20 protein-coding genes and 1 riboswitch are annotated in these 21,477 nt (G+C 44.9%); of the genes, 9 read left to right on the top strand and 11 right to left on the bottom strand.

Annotated features, from left to right (window positions below; all coding sequences use genetic code 11):
- Nucleotides 1-50 precede the first annotated feature (50 nt).
- A complete protein-coding gene (locus F6X55_RS13125) occupies nt 51-1,100 on the top strand; it encodes an NAD(P)H-dependent flavin oxidoreductase (RefSeq protein WP_026568804.1) in 1,050 nt (349 codons plus the stop codon).
- A 23-nt stretch (nt 1,101-1,123) separates the two neighbouring features.
- Here the strand turns inward: F6X55_RS13125 and F6X55_RS13130 are convergent, their stop codons facing one another.
- The gene (locus F6X55_RS13130) at nt 1,124-1,966 is read right to left on the bottom strand and encodes an aldo/keto reductase (protein ID WP_153463903.1); all 843 of its coding nucleotides are present in this window, start codon (nt 1,964-1,966) and stop codon (nt 1,124-1,126) included.
- A 41-nt stretch (nt 1,967-2,007) separates the two neighbouring features.
- Nucleotides 2,008-3,219 (bottom strand): MFS transporter, encoded by a 1,212-nt coding sequence (locus F6X55_RS13135; protein WP_153463905.1) that lies wholly within the window; start codon nt 3,217-3,219, stop codon nt 2,008-2,010.
- A gap of 163 nt (nt 3,220-3,382) precedes the next feature.
- Here F6X55_RS13135 and F6X55_RS13140 point away from each other — a divergent pair, with 163 nt between their 5' ends.
- Both F6X55_RS13140 and F6X55_RS13145 read left to right on the top strand, forming a co-directional pair.
- Complete coding sequence (locus F6X55_RS13140) at nt 3,383-3,745, top strand: winged helix-turn-helix transcriptional regulator (RefSeq protein WP_026772011.1); 363 nt, start codon at nt 3,383-3,385, stop codon at nt 3,743-3,745.
- A gap of 366 nt (nt 3,746-4,111) precedes the next feature.
- The gene (locus F6X55_RS13145; RefSeq protein ID WP_026568808.1) at nt 4,112-4,426 is read left to right on the top strand and encodes a hypothetical protein; all 315 of its coding nucleotides are present in this window, start codon (nt 4,112-4,114) and stop codon (nt 4,424-4,426) included.
- Nucleotides 4,427-4,562: 136 nt separating this feature from the next.
- Here the strand turns inward: F6X55_RS13145 and F6X55_RS20420 are convergent, their stop codons facing one another.
- The 3 genes from F6X55_RS20420 to F6X55_RS13160 form a co-directional block, all read right to left on the bottom strand.
- Complete coding sequence (locus tag F6X55_RS20420) at nt 4,563-4,751, bottom strand: anti-repressor SinI family protein (RefSeq protein ID WP_037329282.1); 189 nt, start codon at nt 4,749-4,751, stop codon at nt 4,563-4,565.
- A gap of 30 nt (nt 4,752-4,781) precedes the next feature.
- Nucleotides 4,782-4,868: riboswitch (cyclic di-GMP riboswitch) on the bottom strand.
- Nucleotides 4,869-5,081: 213 nt separating this feature from the next.
- Nucleotides 5,082-6,632, bottom strand: coding sequence for an alpha/beta hydrolase (locus F6X55_RS13155; protein ID WP_161993084.1), 1,551 nt, complete (start codon nt 6,630-6,632; stop codon nt 5,082-5,084).
- A 297-nt stretch (nt 6,633-6,929) separates the two neighbouring features.
- Nucleotides 6,930-7,277 (bottom strand): MerR family transcriptional regulator, encoded by a 348-nt coding sequence (locus tag F6X55_RS13160; protein WP_026568810.1) that lies wholly within the window; start codon nt 7,275-7,277, stop codon nt 6,930-6,932.
- A 96-nt stretch (nt 7,278-7,373) separates the two neighbouring features.
- On the opposite strand from F6X55_RS13160, the gene F6X55_RS13165 reads away from it, so the two are divergent.
- Complete coding sequence (locus F6X55_RS13165) at nt 7,374-7,715, top strand: hypothetical protein (protein WP_153463910.1); 342 nt, start codon at nt 7,374-7,376, stop codon at nt 7,713-7,715.
- 67 nt (nt 7,716-7,782) lie between these two features.
- On the opposite strand, the gene F6X55_RS13170 is transcribed toward F6X55_RS13165, so the two are convergent.
- The 3 genes from F6X55_RS13170 to F6X55_RS13180 all read right to left on the bottom strand — a co-directional run bounded on the left by F6X55_RS13170 (nt 7,783) and on the right by F6X55_RS13180 (nt 11,011).
- Nucleotides 7,783-9,219 (bottom strand): carbon starvation CstA family protein, encoded by a 1,437-nt coding sequence (locus F6X55_RS13170; RefSeq protein WP_026568812.1) that lies wholly within the window; start codon nt 9,217-9,219, stop codon nt 7,783-7,785.
- A 536-nt stretch (nt 9,220-9,755) separates the two neighbouring features.
- On the bottom strand, nt 9,756-10,391 hold the full coding sequence (locus F6X55_RS13175) for a TasA family protein (RefSeq protein ID WP_237648665.1): 636 nt from the start codon (nt 10,389-10,391) through the stop codon (nt 9,756-9,758).
- Between the two features lie 146 nt (nt 10,392-10,537).
- The gene (locus tag F6X55_RS13180) at nt 10,538-11,011 is read right to left on the bottom strand and encodes a hypothetical protein (protein ID WP_153463913.1); all 474 of its coding nucleotides are present in this window, start codon (nt 11,009-11,011) and stop codon (nt 10,538-10,540) included.
- Nucleotides 11,012-11,145: 134 nt separating this feature from the next.
- Between F6X55_RS13180 and F6X55_RS13185 the strand changes: the two genes are divergently transcribed.
- From F6X55_RS13185 to F6X55_RS13205, 5 genes are all read left to right on the top strand, one after another.
- Complete coding sequence (locus F6X55_RS13185) at nt 11,146-11,835, top strand: response regulator transcription factor (protein ID WP_026568815.1); 690 nt, start codon at nt 11,146-11,148, stop codon at nt 11,833-11,835.
- Nucleotides 11,832-12,839, top strand: coding sequence for a sensor histidine kinase (locus F6X55_RS13190; RefSeq protein ID WP_153463916.1), 1,008 nt, complete (start codon nt 11,832-11,834; stop codon nt 12,837-12,839). The genes F6X55_RS13185 and F6X55_RS13190 overlap by 4 nt, the downstream gene beginning before the upstream one ends.
- 102 nt (nt 12,840-12,941) lie before the next feature.
- Nucleotides 12,942-13,703, top strand: a complete 762-nt coding sequence (locus tag F6X55_RS13195; RefSeq protein WP_026568817.1) for an ABC transporter ATP-binding protein — start codon at nt 12,942-12,944, stop codon at nt 13,701-13,703.
- Nucleotides 13,693-15,639, top strand: coding sequence for an ABC transporter permease (locus F6X55_RS13200; RefSeq protein WP_153463919.1), 1,947 nt, complete (start codon nt 13,693-13,695; stop codon nt 15,637-15,639). Before F6X55_RS13195 ends, F6X55_RS13200 begins: the two co-directional genes overlap by 11 nt.
- Before the next feature lie 839 nt (nt 15,640-16,478).
- Entirely contained in the window at nt 16,479-16,931 is a 453-nt protein-coding gene (locus F6X55_RS13205) for a staygreen family protein (protein WP_153463922.1), read from the top strand.
- On the opposite strand, the gene F6X55_RS13210 is transcribed toward F6X55_RS13205, so the two are convergent.
- The 3 genes from F6X55_RS13210 to F6X55_RS13220 all read right to left on the bottom strand — a co-directional run bounded on the left by F6X55_RS13210 (nt 16,919) and on the right by F6X55_RS13220 (nt 21,123).
- Nucleotides 16,919-18,313: an amino acid permease gene (locus F6X55_RS13210; protein WP_153463926.1), complete on the bottom strand. Its 1,395-nt coding sequence runs from the start codon at nt 18,311-18,313 to the stop codon at nt 16,919-16,921. The two genes, F6X55_RS13205 and F6X55_RS13210, sit on opposite strands and share 13 nt — an antisense overlap.
- Before the next feature lie 263 nt (nt 18,314-18,576).
- Nucleotides 18,577-20,151 carry an L-lactate permease gene (locus tag F6X55_RS13215; RefSeq protein WP_153463929.1) on the bottom strand — a complete coding sequence of 525 codons (1,575 nt, stop codon included), beginning with the start codon at nt 20,149-20,151 and terminating at the stop codon, nt 18,577-18,579.
- A 36-nt stretch (nt 20,152-20,187) separates the two neighbouring features.
- Nucleotides 20,188-21,123 carry an L-lactate dehydrogenase gene (locus tag F6X55_RS13220; RefSeq protein WP_153463932.1) on the bottom strand — a complete coding sequence of 312 codons (936 nt, stop codon included), beginning with the start codon at nt 21,121-21,123 and terminating at the stop codon, nt 20,188-20,190.
- Between the last annotated feature and the right edge of the window lie 354 nt (nt 21,124-21,477).

Consider the following 21,477-nt stretch of genomic DNA (forward strand, 5'->3'; position numbering starts at 1 on the left):
ATTTAGAGAAATAGTTTAAAATAACCAGTTTTCGAAACAGGAGGACTAAGATGACACTATCATCTTTTTACACGCATCCAATTATTCAAGCACCGATGGCCGGTGGAACAGCAAATCCCGCACTGGCAGCGGCAGTTAGCAATGCCGGGGGACTCGGGTTCCTTGCTGCAGGCTATAAGACTGCCCGGGACGTTCGGGAAGAAATCAAGCAAACTCGAAAACGAACGAGCGGTCCATTTGGAGTCAATTTATTTGTTCCAAGTGAGGATACGGCAGAGTCTGCAACACTCGATGACTATGCAAACCGGCTGGAACACACAGCAAAGCGGTTGGCTGTGTCCACAGGGGAAGCCAGAAACGATGACGACGACTGGGAAAATAAGCTTGAAGTAATAATCGACGAGCACATTCCGGTGGTCAGTTTTACCTTTGGCTGCCCTCCTTCCACCGTCGTGGACAGACTGAAGCAAAACGGCAGCTATGTCATCGTAACTGTCACCTCGCCTCAAGAAGCGATAGAATCTGTCCAAGCAGGAGCAGATGCCTTGTGTTTACAAGGAATAGAAGCCGGTGGCCACCGCAGCACGTTTCAAAACAACGCCGAAACAGAAGACTTTTCGCTCCTCCCTTTACTTCGTCTCGTCCGCCAGCAGGTAGATCTTCCCTTGATCGCCGCAGGAGGCGTCATGCATGGACAAGACATCGCTGCTTTGTTGACAGCGGGAGCGGAAGCGGTCCAGTTGGGTACTGCCTTTTTGCGTTGTCCGGAGAGCGGTGCAAAATCCCTGCATAAACAGGCACTTGCAGACAACCGTTTCTCGGGAACAACTGTCACCCGAGCGTTTACCGGCAGGCGGGCCCGGGGACTGAAAAATGCCTTTATCCAACAATATGACGACGCTGCACCTGCAGCCTACCCTTTTGTCCACTATATGACCAAACCGATTCGAAAAGCAGCTGCAGAAGCGAGTGACCTGGAAGCGATGGCTTTATGGGCAGGACAAGGTTATCGGATGGCCATGGATATACCGGCAGCGGAAATCGTCACGAGGCTGATGGAACAGAAACAGGAAGCAATTCAAGCGCAAAAAAGGCTATAGACAAATGTCTATAGCCTTTGGGCTTAAAAGTCGAAGGTGTCCGGGTCTGGCCCTACCCGGTGGTCCTCGTTCAGATTATCGATTTGTTCGATATCTTCTTTTGTCAGTTCAAAATCAAAAAGATTAGCATTTTCTTTAATCCGGTGCGCTTTCGTCGACTTAGGGATGATGACAATTTTCTGCTGCAAGTCCCAACGCAGGATAACCTGGGCAGGGGACTTATCATATTTCGCTGCGATTTCTCTTAGTACTGGATTGTCCAGAATCTGTCCCTGCATAAGCGGCGACCAGGCCTCCAACTGGATGTCATGCTGCTGGCAATAAGTTAATAGATCGCTCTGTGTCAACTTCGGATGCCGTTCAACCTGATTGATTGCCGGTTTGATCGCTGCGTCTTTCATTAACTCCTCGAGATGGTGGACTTGAAAATTGCTGACACCTATTGCACGAACGCGGCCCTTTTTATAAAGTTCCTCGAGCGCATTCCATGCCTGTTTATACTTTCCTTTTCCCGGCCAGTGAATTAAATAAAGATCCAAGTAGTCCAGCCCCAGCTTTTCCAGACTCGTCTCAAACGCTTGAACCGTTCCATCATAATCCAGACCATCGTTCCATACCTTCGACGTGACAAACAAATCTTCACGACGGATACCGGCAGCTTGTATTCCTTCCCTGATCCCTTCACCGACTCCTGTTTCATTTCCATATATGGCGGCCGTGTCAATACTGCGATAGCCTTCTGTGATGGCGGTTTTCACAGCCTCTACCAGTTCTGGTCCTTCTTCTACTTTAAATACACCAAGACCGAGCCATGGCATTTTTGTCCCATTGTTTAATGTTGTCACTGCTTGTAAATGATTTGTCATCTTTCATTCCTCCTGTTTTATCAATAATTGATCAATAATACTCAACAAGCTTCTTCCTGTACGACTTGCTCCATACGATCTTTTTTCTCCAAGTACCTGCTCCATACAGTAAGCTGAACGGCAGCTGTTACCATCAATCCGCCAAGCCAGCCAGTATGAATCAGTCCGATGGAATCGGTTATGATTCCTCCCAGATAGGAGCCAATCGCAATTCCGGCATTGAAGGCGGCAATATTTATGGCGGATGCCACATCGACTGCACTTGGCACAAAACGTTCCGCCAACATGACGACGTACACCTGCAGCCCGGGAACATTCATAAACGCAAACAAGCCCATTAATATGATCGTCGCCAGTCCGGCCACTTTGAACGGAGCGGTAAATGTCAACGCGAATAACACGAGCGCCTGAATGATGAACATAAACAGCAAAGCCGTAATCGGGTTTTTGTTGGATAGTTTCCCGCCGATCATGTTTCCAATAGCTATCGCCAGCCCGTACACAAGCAGCAATACAGCTACTGTCCCTTGTTTAAATCCGGTTATATTCTGGAGCAATGGAGATAAATAAGTGAATACGACAAATGTGCCGCCATAGCCCAAAGCTGTAATCACAAAGACAAGCAGCAATCTGCCGTTCGTCACAAGCTTCACCTGATCAGCAAAAGATGTCCTGGCACTCGTCTTCAGATTTGCCGGAACTAAAATACTGTTGGCGATGAAGGCAATTACCCCTATCAGGACAATCGCCATAAAGGAGAGCCTCCAACCAAACTGCTGACCTAAAAATGTACCGAACGGAACACCAGTCACCGTAGCCACGGTAAGCCCGGTAAACATGATGGAAATAGCGCTGGCCCTGCGGTTTTCCGGTACCAGGTTGGCGGCAATAGTCGAACCTATCGACATGAACACGCCATGGGAAAATGCCGAAAGCACTCGGGCAGCAAGCAATACCCCGACGCTTGTAGCACTTGCCGCAATGCTGTTCCCTATAATGAAAATAACCATGATCCAGAGCAACAAGTATTTACGAGACATAGCTGCAGTCAAGGATGTCAAAACCGGGGCCCCGAATGTCACCCCCAAAGCATATAAAGATACGGTCAATCCTGCGGTCGTGACAGAAACGTGTAAATCCTCTGAAATGAGCGGCAGAAGACCGACACTGATAAATTCCGTCGTCCCGATGGCAAAGGCACTTACTGCCAAAGCCAATAAAGCCAGGACACTACGCTTTTTTTCTATCGTCATGTATCATTTTCCTCCTCTTGAATTTGAATAATGATGGCTATCGCTGCCGGCAAATGTTATTATGATACACAGATACACATATAGGAAGTACGTACTTCAAAGTGATATAGGAACCAAAAAGTGATGTAGGTACTATTTAGTTCCTATAGGAGGAGAAAATGCAATGAAAAAGAAGAAGTATAATATATCAGTCGAAGCAACATTGGAAGTAATCGGAGGCAAATGGAAATGCGTGATTCTCTGCCATCTCACCCATGGGAAGAAACGGACAAGCGAGCTAAAGCGTTTGATGCCCAATATCACGCAAAAAATGCTGACACAACAGCTCCGCGAATTAGAAGAGGACGGTGTGATCAACCGGATTATTTACAACCAGGTGCCGCCGAAAGTGGAATATGAGTTGAGTGACTATGGCAAAAGTCTGGAAGGGATTCTGGACGCACTGTGTGCTTGGGGTGATCAGCATATCACCAAGGTGTATGGAGACAAATCAGAGGTTTTGGAAGAAAGCGTATTGAATAGGTAAAACAAAGACAGGCTTGATGTTTATCAGGCCTGTCCTTTTTTTATGTCCTTCCTTTGTTATTTAAATGAATAAATCATTATTAAATTGGCTGAGCATTAAGCTGCAAGCGAGTGGGCTTTGACAATTCGTGCAAACCTGGGTACTTGTTCACGAAACTTTGAAAACATTTATACTGCCGAGACATTCTCCATTGGCATTTTGGTGAAAAAAACAGCTTTCTGTCGAAAATAATTGTTAACAGAATAGGTATTTTGTAGTATTATTAGAAAAAATAGAGTATGATTTGTCGGAATTATAGTTCTTTTTTCATATTTGGTTTTTCTCATTCTTACTCTATTTTTCAAAAAATCAAAAGGAGGAGTTGGAATGAAAGTAACACTGCAAAATGAAGCGGGTTTAACAAAAGTAGTAAAAGTTGGGTTTAGCTGGACTACTTTCTTTTTTGGATTTTTCCCGGCCTTATTCCGCGGGGATTTAAAATGGGCGGCGATTATGTTCATAATTGAAGCCATTCTTGGTTCTTTCACATTAGGTATTGGGGCTTGGATAAGCGGGGTAGTTTTTTCCTTTGTCTATAACAAAATCTACATAAAAGAGCTTATCGAGAAAGGCTACAAGCCTGCCGATGAGGCAGCCAAAGCACAATTAGAGCAAAAACAAATCCTTTCTCCAACAGCTTAATAATTTCGATTGGCTTCGGTTGAGAAAGCAAGATAAAACGCTTGGATACATTCTTATATCCAAGCGTTTATTTGTTATCTAGCGTGATAGCCGGATTTTACGTTCCTTTTGAACGGACGTATTCAGCACTAAGTTATCAGGACTCTCCGGTTTGTTTCACCTTGCTTTGCTCCTGTTTGGAAATCAACGCATAGTACGTGACACTCCGCTTAAACTGACCATGGTTCTGTAAAAACTCCTGCAACTCCTCTATCCCGATTCCCAGATCCTTCGCTTCCACCATCAAATCCACCCATTCCTGATCAAGCTTTTCATAAACGTCCACAATAATTCCCTCCTAAAATACAGATGTATTTCAGGCGGCCCAGCCGTCATTATTGTTTCCAATAGAAGACCTGTGGCTTTGCGTCCCTATTTTTCAATAGGTTTGCCCTTATCTGAGTTTTTCCGGCAAGAAGCACGAATGAGAACCCTGACTATCGATTTTTTCTTCCCCCCATTTTACTTGATGGCTCATTACACCTTCATTACATAACCCTTTAAAAAAGCTGCTTGATTTGAAAAAAGACAAAGAATTTTTAATGATAACGGAAATATCCTCCCACCAGGGACAAAAAACTACCTTCAGCGGCAGTTTTTATGGATCACCCTCATTTTAGTTTCTTTTATAAGAATTCCGATGTTCCTTCAAATACAGCAGCCGGTCATTCAGTTCCTCGTCCTCGCCATAGGCTGTACAGTATAATTCCAGATAGATAGCGGCTGATTTATAATCCTTTGCTTCCTCAAACCAATCCGCCAAAAACAGAGCCATCTCCGCCCACTGCTTCTCGATCCATCTGCGCATTTCAATAAACCAGTCTTCGTATAATCCGGGCATCATGTTTTCACTCTGTTCAGACAGCAGCTGTTTAAACCTCGCTGCTTTCTCTTCATTGCCTTTCAAACGATTGGCCAGGCGAATTGCATCGAGGAGACTCTGAAGATCTGATTTTACTTTTGCCTGGAGAAAAACATGTTCCCTGTCCGTGATCAATATTGGATTCTCATTGGCAAAACCGTTTTTCTCCAACAACTGTTTCAAATGATGCAATGCCACACGCAGCCGGTTCCTGGCATTGACCAAATCCGCTTCAGGCCAGAATATATCACAAAGCTCCTCTCTGGTTGCTGATTGTTGAATGCTTAAATAGATTAAGAGCTGTTTCGCCTTTCGTTTCCCCCAGCCTTCAAATAATCGGTTTCCATTCAAATAAACGGAAAAGCCATGGATAACATTTACCAGCAGGATGTTATCCTGTCCGGATGAATCCAATTCCTGCTGCATCAACCCTCTTATTTCGGAATACAATTCCGACGTCAGGTGCTTTTGGTAGTCATAATCCAGCAAACTTATGGAAGCAGCGGGATTCCGGTGTTTCTTTATGAAACCGTCGATCCAGTCGGCAACCAGTTTCGGCTGATCCATTTGAATCATGAATGCCGCCTCGGGAACGGTATAACACCTTGCGTTCGGGTTAAAATTCAGGATGGCACTGGATAGTTCGGGAGGAAATATGATATCCTCTGAACCGGACAAAATCAGAATAGGAACCCTTATCCTGCGTAGATTTTCAACACCCTCCGGTCCAAAACCCGTATGGAACAATTCAAAATAGACCGTCGGGGATACCTTTTTGTACGCATTCAGCAGTGTGGAAGTTTTTGCCTCTGTGGGTATATAACAAGCTTTGTCGACAATTTCTTTTGCCATCGCCAGCATATTGTCCTTCCCGTCAACCATATGCTTCCTCTGGGTGACCACCTTGTCCCCCATCTGTTTCGGATAATGGATGGGTACACTGAACAATACCACTGTCTTCAATTGTCCGGGCCGCTGCCCCGCTATTTTAATGCCGATAAATCCACCCAGCCCCTGTCCGATCAAATGATAAGCCTCTATTGCTAGTTCCTTCATCAAGAAGATAAGATCCTCAGTCAGTAAATCAATGGTTCTCTTCTCACTGCCTGTACCACTTTCCCCGTGCCCACGCAGATCATAACGCAGAATATGGTAATGCTTGCGAAAATAAGGAATGATAAAATCCCATGAGTACATATCCAATCCGATTCCATGAATAAGAACCAGCGTTTCATTGGCGAACGGGTCTTCCGATTCCATCAACTGGTAATGAATGGTTAAGCCGTCCCGATTCATCCAGGACATTCGGCCACCTCCTGTTTTACTGACTATGTAAAATACCCTAAATATTCTTACTACTATCATTCGGCAAAAGTCTGGAAAATCCTTTATACTCTGGCTGTGACATGCGAGGGACTGCCAATTTATGGTATGATGAAAAAGATACCCTTAGAACCAGAAAAAAGCAGGTGAAAATATGGAGCAAAACGCATTGCAATGTTCATTCGAGCGATTCAATTCCACGGCGAGAGAGGAACGGAATCATTTGCACCAGCCTTTAGCCGGAAGTTGATGGCTTCGCAAAGATAAAACAACTCGCTTTTATCCTAAAGCTTCCAGCAATTCTTTTACCATCCGCTTTTTATTCCTTATGGCCTGCTCTTCCTTTTCCAGTTTTTCCTGCAGTATCATCAAACTTTCCGAAACACCCTTTATTAAATGTCCGGAACCACAGCCCTTCATCCGCCTCAACCTTACGATAGTCTGAATATCCTTTAATGAAAGTCCGAGTGACTTCATTTCCCGAATTGCCTCAAAATCGCGTTTTTGCTGCAATCCATATATCCGCTGGCCATTATTCCATGCGGGTTCAAGCAACTCGAGATTTTCATAATGACGAACAGTATCCTTGGTCGACTCCATCTCTTTGACAAATTCTCCAATTCTCATCGAGAAGTCTCCTTTCTTTTCCACCAAAACTATTGACGTGGGGTCGACCCCACCGTTTAATCTACCTTTACATCAATAGGAAAAGGAGGAATTTAGTTGATCAGCAGTACTTTGATTACTTTATTCTCATTAATCAGTCTGTCGGGTGTCGTTGTATTCTTAAGAACAGGAAATGACCGTCCGTATCCCCAGCTGCGGCCAATCCAAATCATCGCTTTGACCTTCTTTACATGTACTCATTTGGGCTTTCTCTTGTTGGGGATATTCTCGTTCATCATGCATGCACCAATTCAATGGGTGATATCCGGAATGGCAGCAGTAATCCTTTCGAGAGTGGGCAATGGCCACTTCCTTTTCGGAAAGAACAACTGGCAGCATTACCTCGTTACGGGAGGATGGATGGCATGCATTCTCGTACTGCAGATTTCGGGCCTGTAAGGTCTGTAAGCATTCCATTCGACTTAAAAAAGCGTCTTCCAGGTAAGTCTCCGGAAGACGCTTTTCCTTATGCGATGTTGTATTGGGCGCTTTTCTGCTTGATACTGTGATATTTGATGATCTGGCTGGCATACCACAGGATGACGACAAAGGTGAGCGAAAATCCGATAATGGCGGACAGCTGGTAATCAAGGTTCAAGCCTTCTGGTGCATAGAAGATGTAGGTGCAGACAACGCCGGTCATGAACACTGCCGGCACACCGCAAATCCAATGCAGCTTGAAATTCTTCAATAAATACAAGGTACCAGTCCAAAGCATCACCGTGGCCACGACCTGATTGGTCCAGCCTACGTACCTCCATAAAAAGGTGTAGTCGATTGTCGCCAGGAAAAATGCCGGAATCGAAATCGGAATCGTGACAAGCAACACCTTCCACTTGTTATCCATTCGATAGAATTTTGACAAAATGTCCGTCGCAATCATCCTGGATGAACGAAGGGCCGTATCCCCGGTTGTAATCGGCAGAATGATGACACCGAAAATCGCAAGAATCCCACCGATTGTACCTAGTAAGGAGGTTGAGATTTCGTTTACCACTCCAGACGGCCCGCCTGCAGCAAGGGCTTCCGAAAGACCGGCTGTTCCGTTGAAGAAAGTCATGCCGGCGGCTGCCCAAATCAACGCGATCACTCCTTCGATGATCATCGCTCCGTAAAAGATTTTACGTCCATCCGATTCCTTTTTCATCGTACAAGCAATGATCGGACTTTGGGTGCAATGGAACCCGGAAATCGCCCCACAGGATATCGTCACCATCAACAATGGCCATACCGGCAGGTCTCCTGGATGGAGATTCGCCATCGTCAGGTTCGGCATCGGTTTGCCGGATACAATGGTACCAATTGCAACAGCCACTGCCATGATAAGCAAAATCGCTCCAAGCAAAGGGTAAATCCTCCCGATAATCCGGTTGACCGGAAGAACAGTCGCCAAGAAAAAGTAACCAAAGATGATGGCGAGCGCAACCATAAAGCTGAGCGGCGTGATTTGTGAAATCAACTGTGCAGGTCCAGCTGTGAAAGCCGCCGCAACAAGCAGCATCAATACCAGTGAAAGGCCGTTAATAAACACTTTCGCAGGTTTTCCCAAGTAACGGCCTACCAATGTTGGAAACTGCGCGCCGTTATGGCGAAGCGACATCATACCAGAAAAATAATCATGAACCGCTCCAGCGAATACACTCCCGACTACAATCCAAATAAATGCCACAGGCCCATAGAGAGCACCGGCAACCGCCCCATAAATCGGACCGAGTCCGGCAATGTTCAATAGTTGGATAAGGTTCCCTTTCCACCAACTCATCGGGACAAAATCCAGATTGTCCCGCTTGGTGTACGCAGGGGTAGCGGTTCTATCATCGATTCCAAAAATCCGTTCTACAAACTTACCATAGAAAACATAGCCGAGTATAAGTAAGATCAATGCTGCAAAAAAGGTTACCATTGCCAATCCTCCTGTTGAAAAATCTAGTAGAGTATCAACAATCTTAACATGTTTATCGAGAAAGTAAATACAATATTCAGAAAAAAACTACTATTTTGTTTAGTAAAGGGCTTTCATAAATATCCCGTCCAGTGAACCTTAAAATTCCGAAGCACAGGAAATAAATTGATTTTATTTAACCCGTTTCCGCTCTTCTTTCAGGCGGAGTCGATCCTCTTGGACCGAAAGTTGATCTTCTTCCGGGGAGTCGATCTTCTTTCTTCCGCTTTCGCTCTTCTTTCGGACGGAGTCGATCCTCTTGGACCGTAAGTTGATCTTCTTCCGGGGAGTTGATCCTCTTTCTTCCGTTTTCGCTCTTCTTTCGGACGGAGTTGATCCTCTTGGACCGAAAGTTGATCTTCTCGATGACCTGATTCTCTTTGCTCGATAAAACAGCAAAAGGCACCCATGATTGGGCACCTTTTGCTGTTAAACCGTCAATCCGCAAGCAAGCCCCAGCCTGAGGGGCTTGTCTTTCTTTCGTTCATATAAACTTTTTATCGCTCCTCTCCATCTTCTTGCATCGCTTCGAATGTCCATTCCAAGTCCAATTGCAGTCCCTGCAGTTCATTTTGTGGTTCGCCACTATCTTTGAACCTGAATTTCACGTAAAGACTATCCTCTGCATTTTCCCCATTACCCGCTTCGATACCGTCTATTAAACCCATGAAATTACCATCTAATAATTCATGTTCCGTTGCCGCATTTTCCAATACCATATCTTTTAATTCAAATAATGATGTGCTGCTGACGATGACCGGATAAGCAAAAACGTTCCCATCACCGGTATTTTTAAGAAAATCCACTCTAAGTGCTTGTGCATACTGAGTGGCGAGTTCCTCGCTTACAGGGTTTCCGTCTTTATCCGTTACCGTATAATCGGTATGGAGCAGTACTTTTTTGATATCCAGCGTTCCTTCATTGGTAAGGAAAAAGCTTTTTTCTGTCCAATCCCCCGGTTTTAAATTATCCAATTCTACTATAGTGGATGGGTTGGCGCTAAGTTCCAGGGTGCCTGAAGAAAAAGTGCTTGCCGTAGTGGTCGTGTCACTGAAATAAGCAAAGGTCCCTCCTCCTACTAAAGCGATCCCCAATACCGCTGACATGATTGCTGTGCTGATTTTTTTATACACAATGATTCCTCCTCTGATTTTGTTATATTTCAACCCATTAAAAAATGGGAGTGCTCGTCTCTTATCAGCGAACAATTTTGTTCTTTTTTAAGAACGATGAATTCATTCTAACTGGTGAACTCTAAAATTCAAAACGTCAAATTTCTTCATTTATTCGTTATAAAGAACAAATCGCTGATATTTGCTCCCATTTCCTCTTTCTTCCTTTTATTTTCTTCTCTTTTTCCACGTAAAAAAACAGATTGCGGTTCCCTTTGAAACAAGCAATCTGTTTTCGCTGATAAAGGATAGTAGGCATAAACCGCTCTTTCAGGCGTGACGATTGGCTGGGAGTGGCAGGTCAATAGCTGCTTGTCGATTACCTCGTCAATCCACTCCGACTCCCACACTTGATCGAGCACAGAAAGCGGCCGCCACTCCTGATTTCTCAAGCGAAACCAAACGGAGGAAGCATCCATATGGTCCTGACAAAAATCTTGAAAATCCTTCATAGCCGGCTCTTCGATGATTAAACGGCCCTGTTTCTCTCTTACCGGAAACCCCTGCCTTTTCAGATGGTGTAACACCGAAGGCATAATGGATCGATTTGTTTCTCTCTCTAACGCAACCTCAAAATTCAATTCTCCTATCATACAGAGGAAATGGACTGAATCCTATTAATTGGTTCGGGCTAAAATTGTCTGGAAGGTAGAGAATAAAATGTCTATATTTGCTATACTTTTGCTAGAAGAATAAAAAAAGCGTGGTGAGCGTGTTGTTTAAAATCCTGTTGATTGAAGATGATGAAGCCTTGTACCAGGAAATCAAAGACCGGCTCGGGCAATGGTCGTATGACGTATATGGAATCGATGATTATGAACGGGTGATGGAAACATTCACAGCTATTCAGCCTGACTTGGTGATTATCGATATCCAGCTCCCTAAATTCGACGGATTCCACTGGTGCCGGATGATCCGGGAGCACTCCAATGTGCCGATCATCTTCCTTTCTTCCCGTGACCACCCGACAGATATGGTAATGTCGATGAATCTCGGGGCAGATGACTTTGTCCAAAAACCTTTTCATTTTGATGTGTTGATTGCCAAAATCCAGGCGATCCTCCGCAGGGTATATAATTACAGTAATGATGGGAACGAACTGAAAACCTGGGCGGGAGCGACCATCGATTTGGAGCGTAACCGGGTCAGCAACGAGACGGGAACAATCGAATTGACCAAAAATGAAATGTATATTTTAAAACTGTTGATCGAGCGAAAAGGCAAAATTGTCAACCGCGAGGAGTTGATCAACCGGTTGTGGGACGATCAGCGATTTGTCAGCGACAATACGTTAACGGTTAACGTGAACAGGTTGAGGAAACGGCTGGGCGAGCTTGGACTTGGCGACTTGATCGAAACAAAATTCGGCCAAGGATATGTAGCGAAGGAGCTGGAAAGTCGATGATCGGAACCTTTTTACGAGAACGGTTAAGCTGGATTCTCCTATACTTGCTGATACAGCTGCTGGCTCTGCTGATCGGTTATCTGGATGAAGCCATCCGCTTTTCTTCAATCATTTATTATGTATTTCTTTCTCTTGTCGCCTTTGTGATTTTTCTAATCGTCCGGTATCAACGGGAAACGACGTTTTTCCAGGAGCTGGCCGACCGTGATTATGACCTCGATGTAACCAGCCTGCCTGAACCAAAATCGCCATTCCAGCGACTGATCATCGACAGTATCGTGATTCCAATCGAACAATTGAAAAAAGATGCTTCGACCAATCAACAACTGTTGGAACAGGAAAAAGACGATTTGCTATCGTGGATTCACGAGGTAAAAACCCCGATGACGACGATGCATTTGATCATCGACCGGATAGAGGAGCAACAATTGAAGTCGCAATTGAAAAACGAATGGCTGCGCATCCATTTACTGCTGGATCAACAACTGCATCAAAAACGGATTCCTTTTATCGAGAACGACCTTTATATGGAAACAATCGAACTGGAACCGCTTTTGTTCAATGAAATCAATTCCCTGCGATCCTGGTGCATGCAAAAACGGATCGGCATCGATGTCGACCTCTCTGTTTCCACTGTCCTGAGCGATGCAAAATGGCTTTCCTTTATCATCCGCCAACTCCTGACCAATGCGATTAAATACAGTGAAGTCTCGTCCGAAATCGTGGTCAAAAGCAACCAGAAAGACGGACAAAGTCAACTGCAAATCACCGATAATGGCAGAGGAATCGAAGCCAAAGATCTTCCCCGCATTTTTGATAAAGGCTTCACATCTACGACGGATCACCGGGACAATGCAGCAACCGGAATGGGATTATACCTTTCCAAAGTGGCAGCGGATATCTTGAAAATAGACATCCGCGTACAGTCCGATCCTGGTACAGGAGCCACTTTCACGTTGACTTTCCCTGATCCGGATGAATTCGTGAAAATCCGAGGCATGTGACAAAAGTGTCACATGCCTTTGCTATTTTGTTAGAAGAATGAAAGGACTCCTGGAATCAGACATTATAAAATGAAGCTAACAACGCACTTTGGAGGGTTACAAATGAATGTATTGGAAGCATCAAAAATCCATAAAAGCTATGGAAACAAATTCACCAAACAAGAAGTCTTGACAGGTATCGACATAAGTATCAAAACCGGAGAGTTCGTCACCATCATGGGAGCGTCTGGTTCCGGAAAAACCACGCTGCTCAATGTCCTTTCATCCATCGACCGTGTCAGTCATGGCACAATCAAGGTCAATGGGGAGGAAATCACCGGCAGGAAAGACAAGCAACTGGCAGAGTTCAGGAAGCATCACTTAGGTTTTATTTTTCAGGAATACAATTTACTCGACACCTTGACGGTGAAGGAAAATATCCTTTTACCGTTGTCCATATCGAAAGTGTCCAAGCAGGAAGCCAACAAACGATTCCAACGTATAGCTGATGAATTAGGAATTGCCGACATCCAGCACAAGTATCCAAACGAGATATCCGGAGGACAAAAACAGCGTACATCGGCAGCTCGAGCCTTCATTCATGAACCAAGCATCATTTTTGCCGATGAACCGACCGGCGCACTCGATTCCAAGTCGGCATCCGACTTACTTTCGAAAATGAGCGACTTGAACGAAAAACGGAAAGCCACCATCGTCATGGTTACCCACGATCCGGTGGCGGCAAGCTACAGCAGCCGGGTCATTTTCATCAAAGACGGCAGCATTTACACGCAATTGAACAAAGGGGATCAGACAAGGCAAACCTTCCTGAAAGATATCATGAAAACCCAAGGGGTACTGGGCGGGGTTCAATATGAACATTAATCAACTGATCTTCCGCAATTTGAAAAAGAACTTAAAAAACTACTACTTATATGTCTTTGCCTTGATTTTCAGCGTGGCTCTCTATTTTGCTTTTGTCACCATGCAGTACGATCCGGCAATGGATGAGGCGAAATCAGGAATTAAAGGGGCGGCAGGAGTACGTGCAGCATCTGTCCTGCTAGTGGCAATCGTCTCCGTGTTTCTGTTGTACGCCAACAACTTATTTATCAAAAGGCGCAGCAAGGAAATCGGGCTGTTCCAGTTAATCGGGATGACAAAAAACCGGATTTTCCGGATTCTCAGTGCAGAAAACCTGATCATTTATTTCGGGTCGCTGGCAATCGGCATCGCGGTAGGGTTTTCAGTCTCCAAGCTGATTACCATGGCTTTCTTCAAAGTAACCGGTATCGAAGCCGTAGCAAATCTTTATTTTTCACCGCAAGCACTTGTTCAAACCCTTATCGTGTTCAGTGCGATCTATTTGTTAATCATGCTGATGAATTATCTGTTTATCAGGCGGCAGAGCATACTTTCTTTATTCCACGTCACTTCTCGTACTGAAGAAAAAGTGAAGAAAATATCAATCTGGGAGATTTTGATGGGTATTTTAGGCCTTGGATTGATTGTGACAGGTTATTATGTTTCTTCCAAATTGTTTGATGGAGACTTCAATTCTATTACCCGTTTGTATATGGCCATGCTTTTCATTCTCGGTTCTGTGATTGTCGGGACTTATTTCTTTTACAAAGGATCCGTCCGTTTTGTAGCAAATTTGATCCGAAAAAACAAAGGCGGCTATTTGAATATCAACGAAGTACTCTCCTTATCGTCGATCATGTTCCGGATGAAATCGAATGCCATGCTGTTGACGATTATTACCACCGTATCGGCATTGGCGATCGCTTTGTTGTCCTTGACGTACATTTCCTATTATTCGGCGGAAAAAACAGCAGAAACGATGTCGCCTGATGACTTTTCGTTGATTGACCAGGAGGCTGCCGAAAGCTTCGGAGAAAATTTAGCCGAACATAGTATTGCCTATCAAAAAACCGAGATAGAAGTATTGACGGCTGACATCGATATTTCAGAAATTACGGATGCAAACTTGGAAGAGTTCAATACAGATGGCGGAAATATGACTGTACCAGTTATAAGCGATACAGATGTGGAAGGGATGAATCTTACAGAAAACGAAACCTTGTTTACCGGGTATAATGACGCTCTTCAAAAAATGATTAACTTAGATGGAGAGGGCAATGTCACGATTCACGGAAAAAACGAAGAAATACTCCAGCGCTATGCCGGCCTATCCAAGGAAAAAGTAATCTCCAACTACTTTACCGTAGGTGGTCTACCCACTGCAGTCGTCGATCGTACAACATATGAACAGTTGAAGCAGGATCTAAATCCAGAGGTACAGCAGGAAGCATCGACCTATATCGGCATCACTTTGAAGGACGAAAACAAAGTTGAGGAAGCAAATGATATTTTCCAAAGCATGAAGATAAGTGAAGAATTCGGGAACTATTCGCTATACCAATCTACGCTGAACCAAAAACAAAACATGGGATTGATCATGTTCATTGTCGGTTTCTTGGGGCTTACATTCCTGGTCACTTCGGGCTGCATTCTATACTTCAAGCAAATGGGAGAAAGCGAAGAAGAAAAACCGAGCTATACCATTCTGCGCAAGTTAGGCTTTACCCGGAAAGACTTGGAAAAGGGGATCCGCGGAAAACAAGTATTCAACTTCGGAATTCCGCTAATTGTCGGGCTGCTTCACAGCTATTTTGCTGTTCAATCCGGCTGGTTCTTTTTCGGCAATGAACTTTGGACACCGATGTTGATCGTGATGGGCCTGTACACGGCGCTTTATTCGATATTCGGGTTCCTTTCTTTCCTTTATTACAAAAAAATCATTCATGAGTCCTTGTGAATACAAGCCCTGATCCCGTTGGCATCAGGGCTTTTTTCTTTAAGCCCTTTTCGCAGGCTTTGTGCTTTTAACATTTCCCTTTTGATACAAACTGTACAATACCTGTAATGGAAGGTTTTCAATGCTATCCAAATAAAGTGTTGACCACCGCTTGGATAGCATACTTCGCTTTCCGCGGGCACGGCTTCAGCTAACTTGGTAAAGAAAACCGCTTTACCAAGTGGATCTTCAGCTCGCGCTTTTCCCGCAGGAGTCTGCGTATGCTACCTGCGCTAAGAAGCAAGAAGCATACTGTTTATCACAAGCGGAGAAGCTTATACCGTTGAAATCCAACCAGACTTCTTAATAACGCTTTTCAGGAAACGTGTTTTTTCTCTTCACAAAAATGTGGAGTTCCGTATGTTCTCCTTCTCTTGGACTATCTGCTTGTATTCCTAGTAACGCCTTTTGATAGACAAGACGTTTCACGCAGTATCAAGTGATGCAAGAGAAAATGTTTCACACATGCATTCCTAAACAGGAGTCCGGCTCCAGCGGAGGAAAGGCCTCGGTGAGATCCCACAGAGCGTCAGCTCGAGGAAGCTCATCAGCCGCCCGCGGAAAGCGCAGGGTATTTCCGCAGCGGCGAACACCTACTCAACGAATATAGGAGGGGAGGAAGGAGCATTCAAACTATGTCACATTTATATCTTACCTGAAAACCAAAGTCTAAAAACAGTCTTTCCTTACCTTGTTCCACTCATTTGTTGTGGTGCTCCTGTTCGGCAATTCAATATTCCGAACCAAGGTTTCCAGCCCTGCATAAGGTAAAGCAATGAAATTCAAGGATGTGAAAAACTGTGAACCAATTAAACCCCGAAAAGGTATCCGTAGAGTTCAGAGGTAGCGTCACACCTACCGCACCCTTCATTTCCCGGCATTATACACTGACCCACTCGGATATTACTGCAGATCTTTTTGTCACCATCGGGAGGAGTTTTGCCTGGGATAAAGTCAACCCATTGTTGCGAGATGAAGTGATCGGAAAATGGTCAACGTGCAATGACTCCTTAGCCTTCCAAGCGTTCGTTCAGGTCGACGGGCCCGACGGACAGTCATCGGCAGCTATGCGGGACGAGATATTCCGGAGGGAACTTCCGCTCGCCTTAGAAGCGATCCGTTATGCAGACCATACATTTTTTTCCATACACCCTGTCCTGGATCATTCACCTATTATCATAGACTTTCTTTCCACGGATCCCCGCTTCCAAAATCGAGAATGTTGGGGCACATTTTCGGCCTATGCCCCATGATCTTGCGGCGATTTCCGGAAAACCTTATAGCAAACAAAAATGACGACAATCAGCCCCACACTAATGAACAAGCCTATCCGTTCACCGGCATGGAATAGCGCACCAGCAAGTACGATCAGGATGAGAACCAAGCCCAAATAAGAGGTATATGGATAGCCAAAAGCTTTGAATGTTCCTTGATTTTCTTGATAGGTTGGATGCAACTTCAAATGAGAAGCCAAAATCATGCCCCAATTCAGGATTAAAATCACTCCGGCAGAAGTGGTCACGTATTCATACATCGAACCCGGCAGTAAATAGGAAAATAAAATGGATACAGCAAGCCCGATTGCAGTTATCAACAAAGCGTAAACCGCTACACCCCGGCTGTTTTTCTGTTTGACTTTCGATGGTGCATCTCCGTCCTTGGCAAGGGAAACCATGACGCGGCTTATCGAAAACAACGCGCCCACCATAGTCGAAAAGGCTGCACTGATAATAATGATGTTGAATATGGAATCTAGGTAGGGGATGCGGAAGGCAGACAAAGCGGTGACAAACGGACTTTCCGATTCGTTGATCTCAGACCAGTCCACCATCCATAAAACAAAGAAAAGGGAAAGGACATACAGGGTTACCAACGTGATGATCAATCCGATTCCGGATTTGGAAATATCCCGTTTATGGTCTAATTCAGATGCCGTGACCCCGACAACGGCAATCCCGCCAAAGGAAAAAAAAATAAAAATCATCGCTGCCCAAAGCCCTCCAAGACCATGGGGAAAAAATCCTCCTATGCCAGTCTGAACGGCTGTATCCATCTCCCCCGGGGAAATGGCCCCAAGCAGAAATAAAGCGCCAAAGCCAATGAACGAAACCAGTGTGGCTATTTTGACGGTTGCAAACATTGACTCGATTTTCCCGAAATTTTGCACTCCCAACAAGTTGATACCAAAGCCGAGCGCTGCGTAAATGATAGAAAAAATCCATAACGGAATATGCGAAAACCAAAACTGCGTGAAAGTCGACAGTGCCACAATCTCGCTGGACATAATCAACACGCCGGACAACCAGTACATCCAGCCGGAAGTGAATCCTGCAGCATGGCCAAACGCTTTCGTGGCATATGCGCGGAAAGAGCCTGGCGACGGATCATTTATCGTCATTTCTGCCAGGGCGCTGAACACAAAAAATGTCGTCAGACCGGCAATTAAATAACCAAACAAAATGGACGGGCCCGCCGTTTTGATGGAAAGACCGGTACCAAGAAAGAATCCCGCTCCGATGATGGAACCGATCCCGATCAAGGACAGCTGCCACCAATGAAGATTGCCCTTGCCTTTTTCTATCTGCTTCTGTTGACGATGCTTAACAGCTTGTTTTACCAAGTGATGATGCTTCAAACCGATTTCCTCCTGCAACCCGACTTTGCCCTTATTATGTGCCGGTTGCTACAAAACCATAACCGATTCTCTTTACAAAGGGGGCTCTTTATCAGCGATCCATAGTCTACTTAAAGGGAAATGGCTGCTTTTTCCCAATCAAAAGGGAACGGAAAGATAAATTTGATAAGACTGCCCTATGGTCTTGTTTACGAAAGTACCCACACTGCGCGAAGGAAATCAGTTTGTATTCCAGGTCTACCAGTCACTCCTTAACAATCCTTTTAAAAAAATAAAGATATCACCAAGGTCCAAATGCAAACAAACAATAACAGGCCAAAACTATATTTCAATGTCATGTTTGTTAAGGTTGCTTCGCTGCCTGTTTTACCTACCGCAGCGGTTGCGATGGCAATCGATTGCGGAGAGACAAGCTTAGCTATCACGCCGCCAGCTGTATTGGCGGCAACCAACAAGGAAGAATTGGTCCCGATGATATTGCCTGCAGTAGCCTGAATAGGTGCGAACAGTGTATTGTTGTTCACCACCGACCCTGTCATGAAGACGCCGATCCAACCGAGAACAGGTGACAGTAACGGAAAGACCTTTCCTGTTGTCGCAACTGCCTCCCCTAAAGCAGTTGTCAATCCACCGTAGGTCATCAGCTTGGCAATGCCGATAATGGCACAGATCATGACAATTGGTTTCCAAAATTCTCGAACGGTCTTACCAAGAAGCTGTAGACTCTGGCTAAAACGAATCGCCCTTGTGGAAGCAACTGTCGTCAATCCTGCCAACAATATCGCTGTCCCGGTCGCCCCCATGAAATCAATCGAAACAGGTATGGAAGAACCAGGAATGATGAAGCCCCATACCGCCCAATCAAACACTGCCCCCTCTGCAAACAACCCTTTAAAAACCGGCAAACTCCACACCAGCACGAATGCCGTTAATAGGTAAAACGGAGACCAGGCCTTGATGACTTCGCCGGCAGAATACTTCTCCGTCTGACACTCCTTTCCGTTCAGTAAAAAAATGTTCTTCGGTTGCCACTTTTTTAAAAATAACGCCAACAAACCCATGGCAAGTAGAGAAGGAATGATATCTGCCAGCTCCGGTCCAAGCACAACTGTAATAAGCGCCTGGGTTACCGTGTATGTTGTTGAAGTAACCAGGATGGCGGGTAGTATTTCTTTCACTCCCTTTATCCCATCAACAAGCAGAATAAGCAAAAACGGAATCGTAAAATTAATGAGTGGCAATGTCAGAGCCGTCATGATCGATACGTCCATCGAATTCACTCCGCCTTCCAATCCAAACGTGTCGATAATTCCCACCGGGATTCCAATTGCACCAAAAGCTCCGGATGCCCCATTGGCAATCAAACAGAGCATAGCGGCCTGCAACGGCTTGAAGCCAAGCGAAACCAACAGTACCGCACAGATAGCAATTGGAACGCCAAATCCGGCAGCCCCTTCCAAAAAGGCATTAAAACAAAAGCCAATCAGTAATAAATGGATACGCTGGTCCTTCGATATCCCTACAATACTCCCGCGGAGTGTTTCAAATTTCCCTGACTTGACCGCAACTTTATATAACCATACAGCCATGACGATTATATAACCGATCGGCCATACTCCTTGAATCAATCCTTGCATGACGCTGCCCAGGGATTCCCCCAAAGGAAGCCGGAAAAGGAACAATGCAATGAAGAACGTCACCAGCAAATTTAACAGGGCGGCATAAATCCCCTTCATTTTCAATACGGTCAGACATAATAAGAACAAGAGAATCGGTATTGCAGCGACCAGTGCTGATACAACCAGGTTATCAAATGGATTGAAGCTCTCTGCCAACATGTTAACTGCTCCCTTTTATAAGTTAGATCCCGACCGTTACTTCTTCCACAATGCTGTTTGGATATCTTTTAATGTTTTAACAGATTGGGCAAACTGGCCTTGTTCCTTTTCATCAAGCGATAACTCGACGATCTTTTTCACCCCTGTCCGGTTGATCACGGCCGGAACACCGATATAGACATCCTCATGTCCGAATTCACCATCCAACATGGCGCCAACCGGGAGGACGACATTTTCGTTTTTCAGGATGGCCCTCGTGATTTTCGCCAATCCCATGGCGATTCCGTAAAAAGTCGCTCCTTTTGATTCAATGATTTTGTAAGCAGCGTCCCGCACCTGGATGGAAATCTCCTGCTTTCTTTCTTCCGTCAGTTTGGGAGCTATCGGTGTGCCGGAAATATTCGCCGAACTCCAAACCGGAAGCTGTGAATCTCCGTGTTCCCCGATAATATAACCATGGACGCTCGTCGGAGCTGTCTCAAATTCTTCCCCGAGTAAATAACGGAACCTTGCCGAATCCAAAATCGTACCCGATCCAATCACCCGTTCTTTTGGCAGTCCGGAGAACTTCCTGGTGGCATAAGCGAGAATATCAACAGGATTGGTGGCCACCAGGAAAATACCGTTGAAGCCGGAATCCATTACACTGGTGACAATCGAATCGAAGATTTTCACATTTTTCGTTACTAAATCGAGTCTAGTTTCTCCCGGTTTTTGTGCTGCTCCGGCACATATCACGACAAGTGCCGCATCGTGACAGTCCTGATAATTGCCGAACCTTATTTGAACCGAGCTCGGAGCATAGACAATCCCATGGTCCAAATCCATGACATCGCCTCTCGCTTTTTCTTGATTCAAGTCAACCAGCACCAGTTCATCACAAATCCCCTGATTCATCAGCGCATAGGCATAACTGGACCCAACCGCTCCTGTACCGATTAAGACGACTTTGCTGCCAAGTGTTACATTCATCATTCATACCTCCCTATCCATATGTGAATTAATTCACATATGGATGTAAAAATTTTTACCTTGGATTTTTCACCAGATCGACTACATATTGTGAAACATTTCACAATTAAATTATAATACACCTTTTTGAGATTTGCAATGCTTTTAAGGATAAGAATAAAGCATTTCTGAAATAGAAAGATTTTCGTAAAACCTCTCCAAAGTGTACACCGTTTCCTAAGTACCTTACCCACTTTCACAGGAAATCACACAATCCTGGAACAACAGGAAAACCGCTAGACGTGCAATCAAACAGATAAAGCTCTGGAACCCGTCGATTATAGGATTAGTCGCTAGGACCAGATGTAGAAGGAA

The organism is Sediminibacillus terrae, assembly GCF_009602435.1.
Lineage (GTDB): Bacteria > Bacillota > Bacilli > Bacillales > Amphibacillaceae > Sediminibacillus > Sediminibacillus terrae.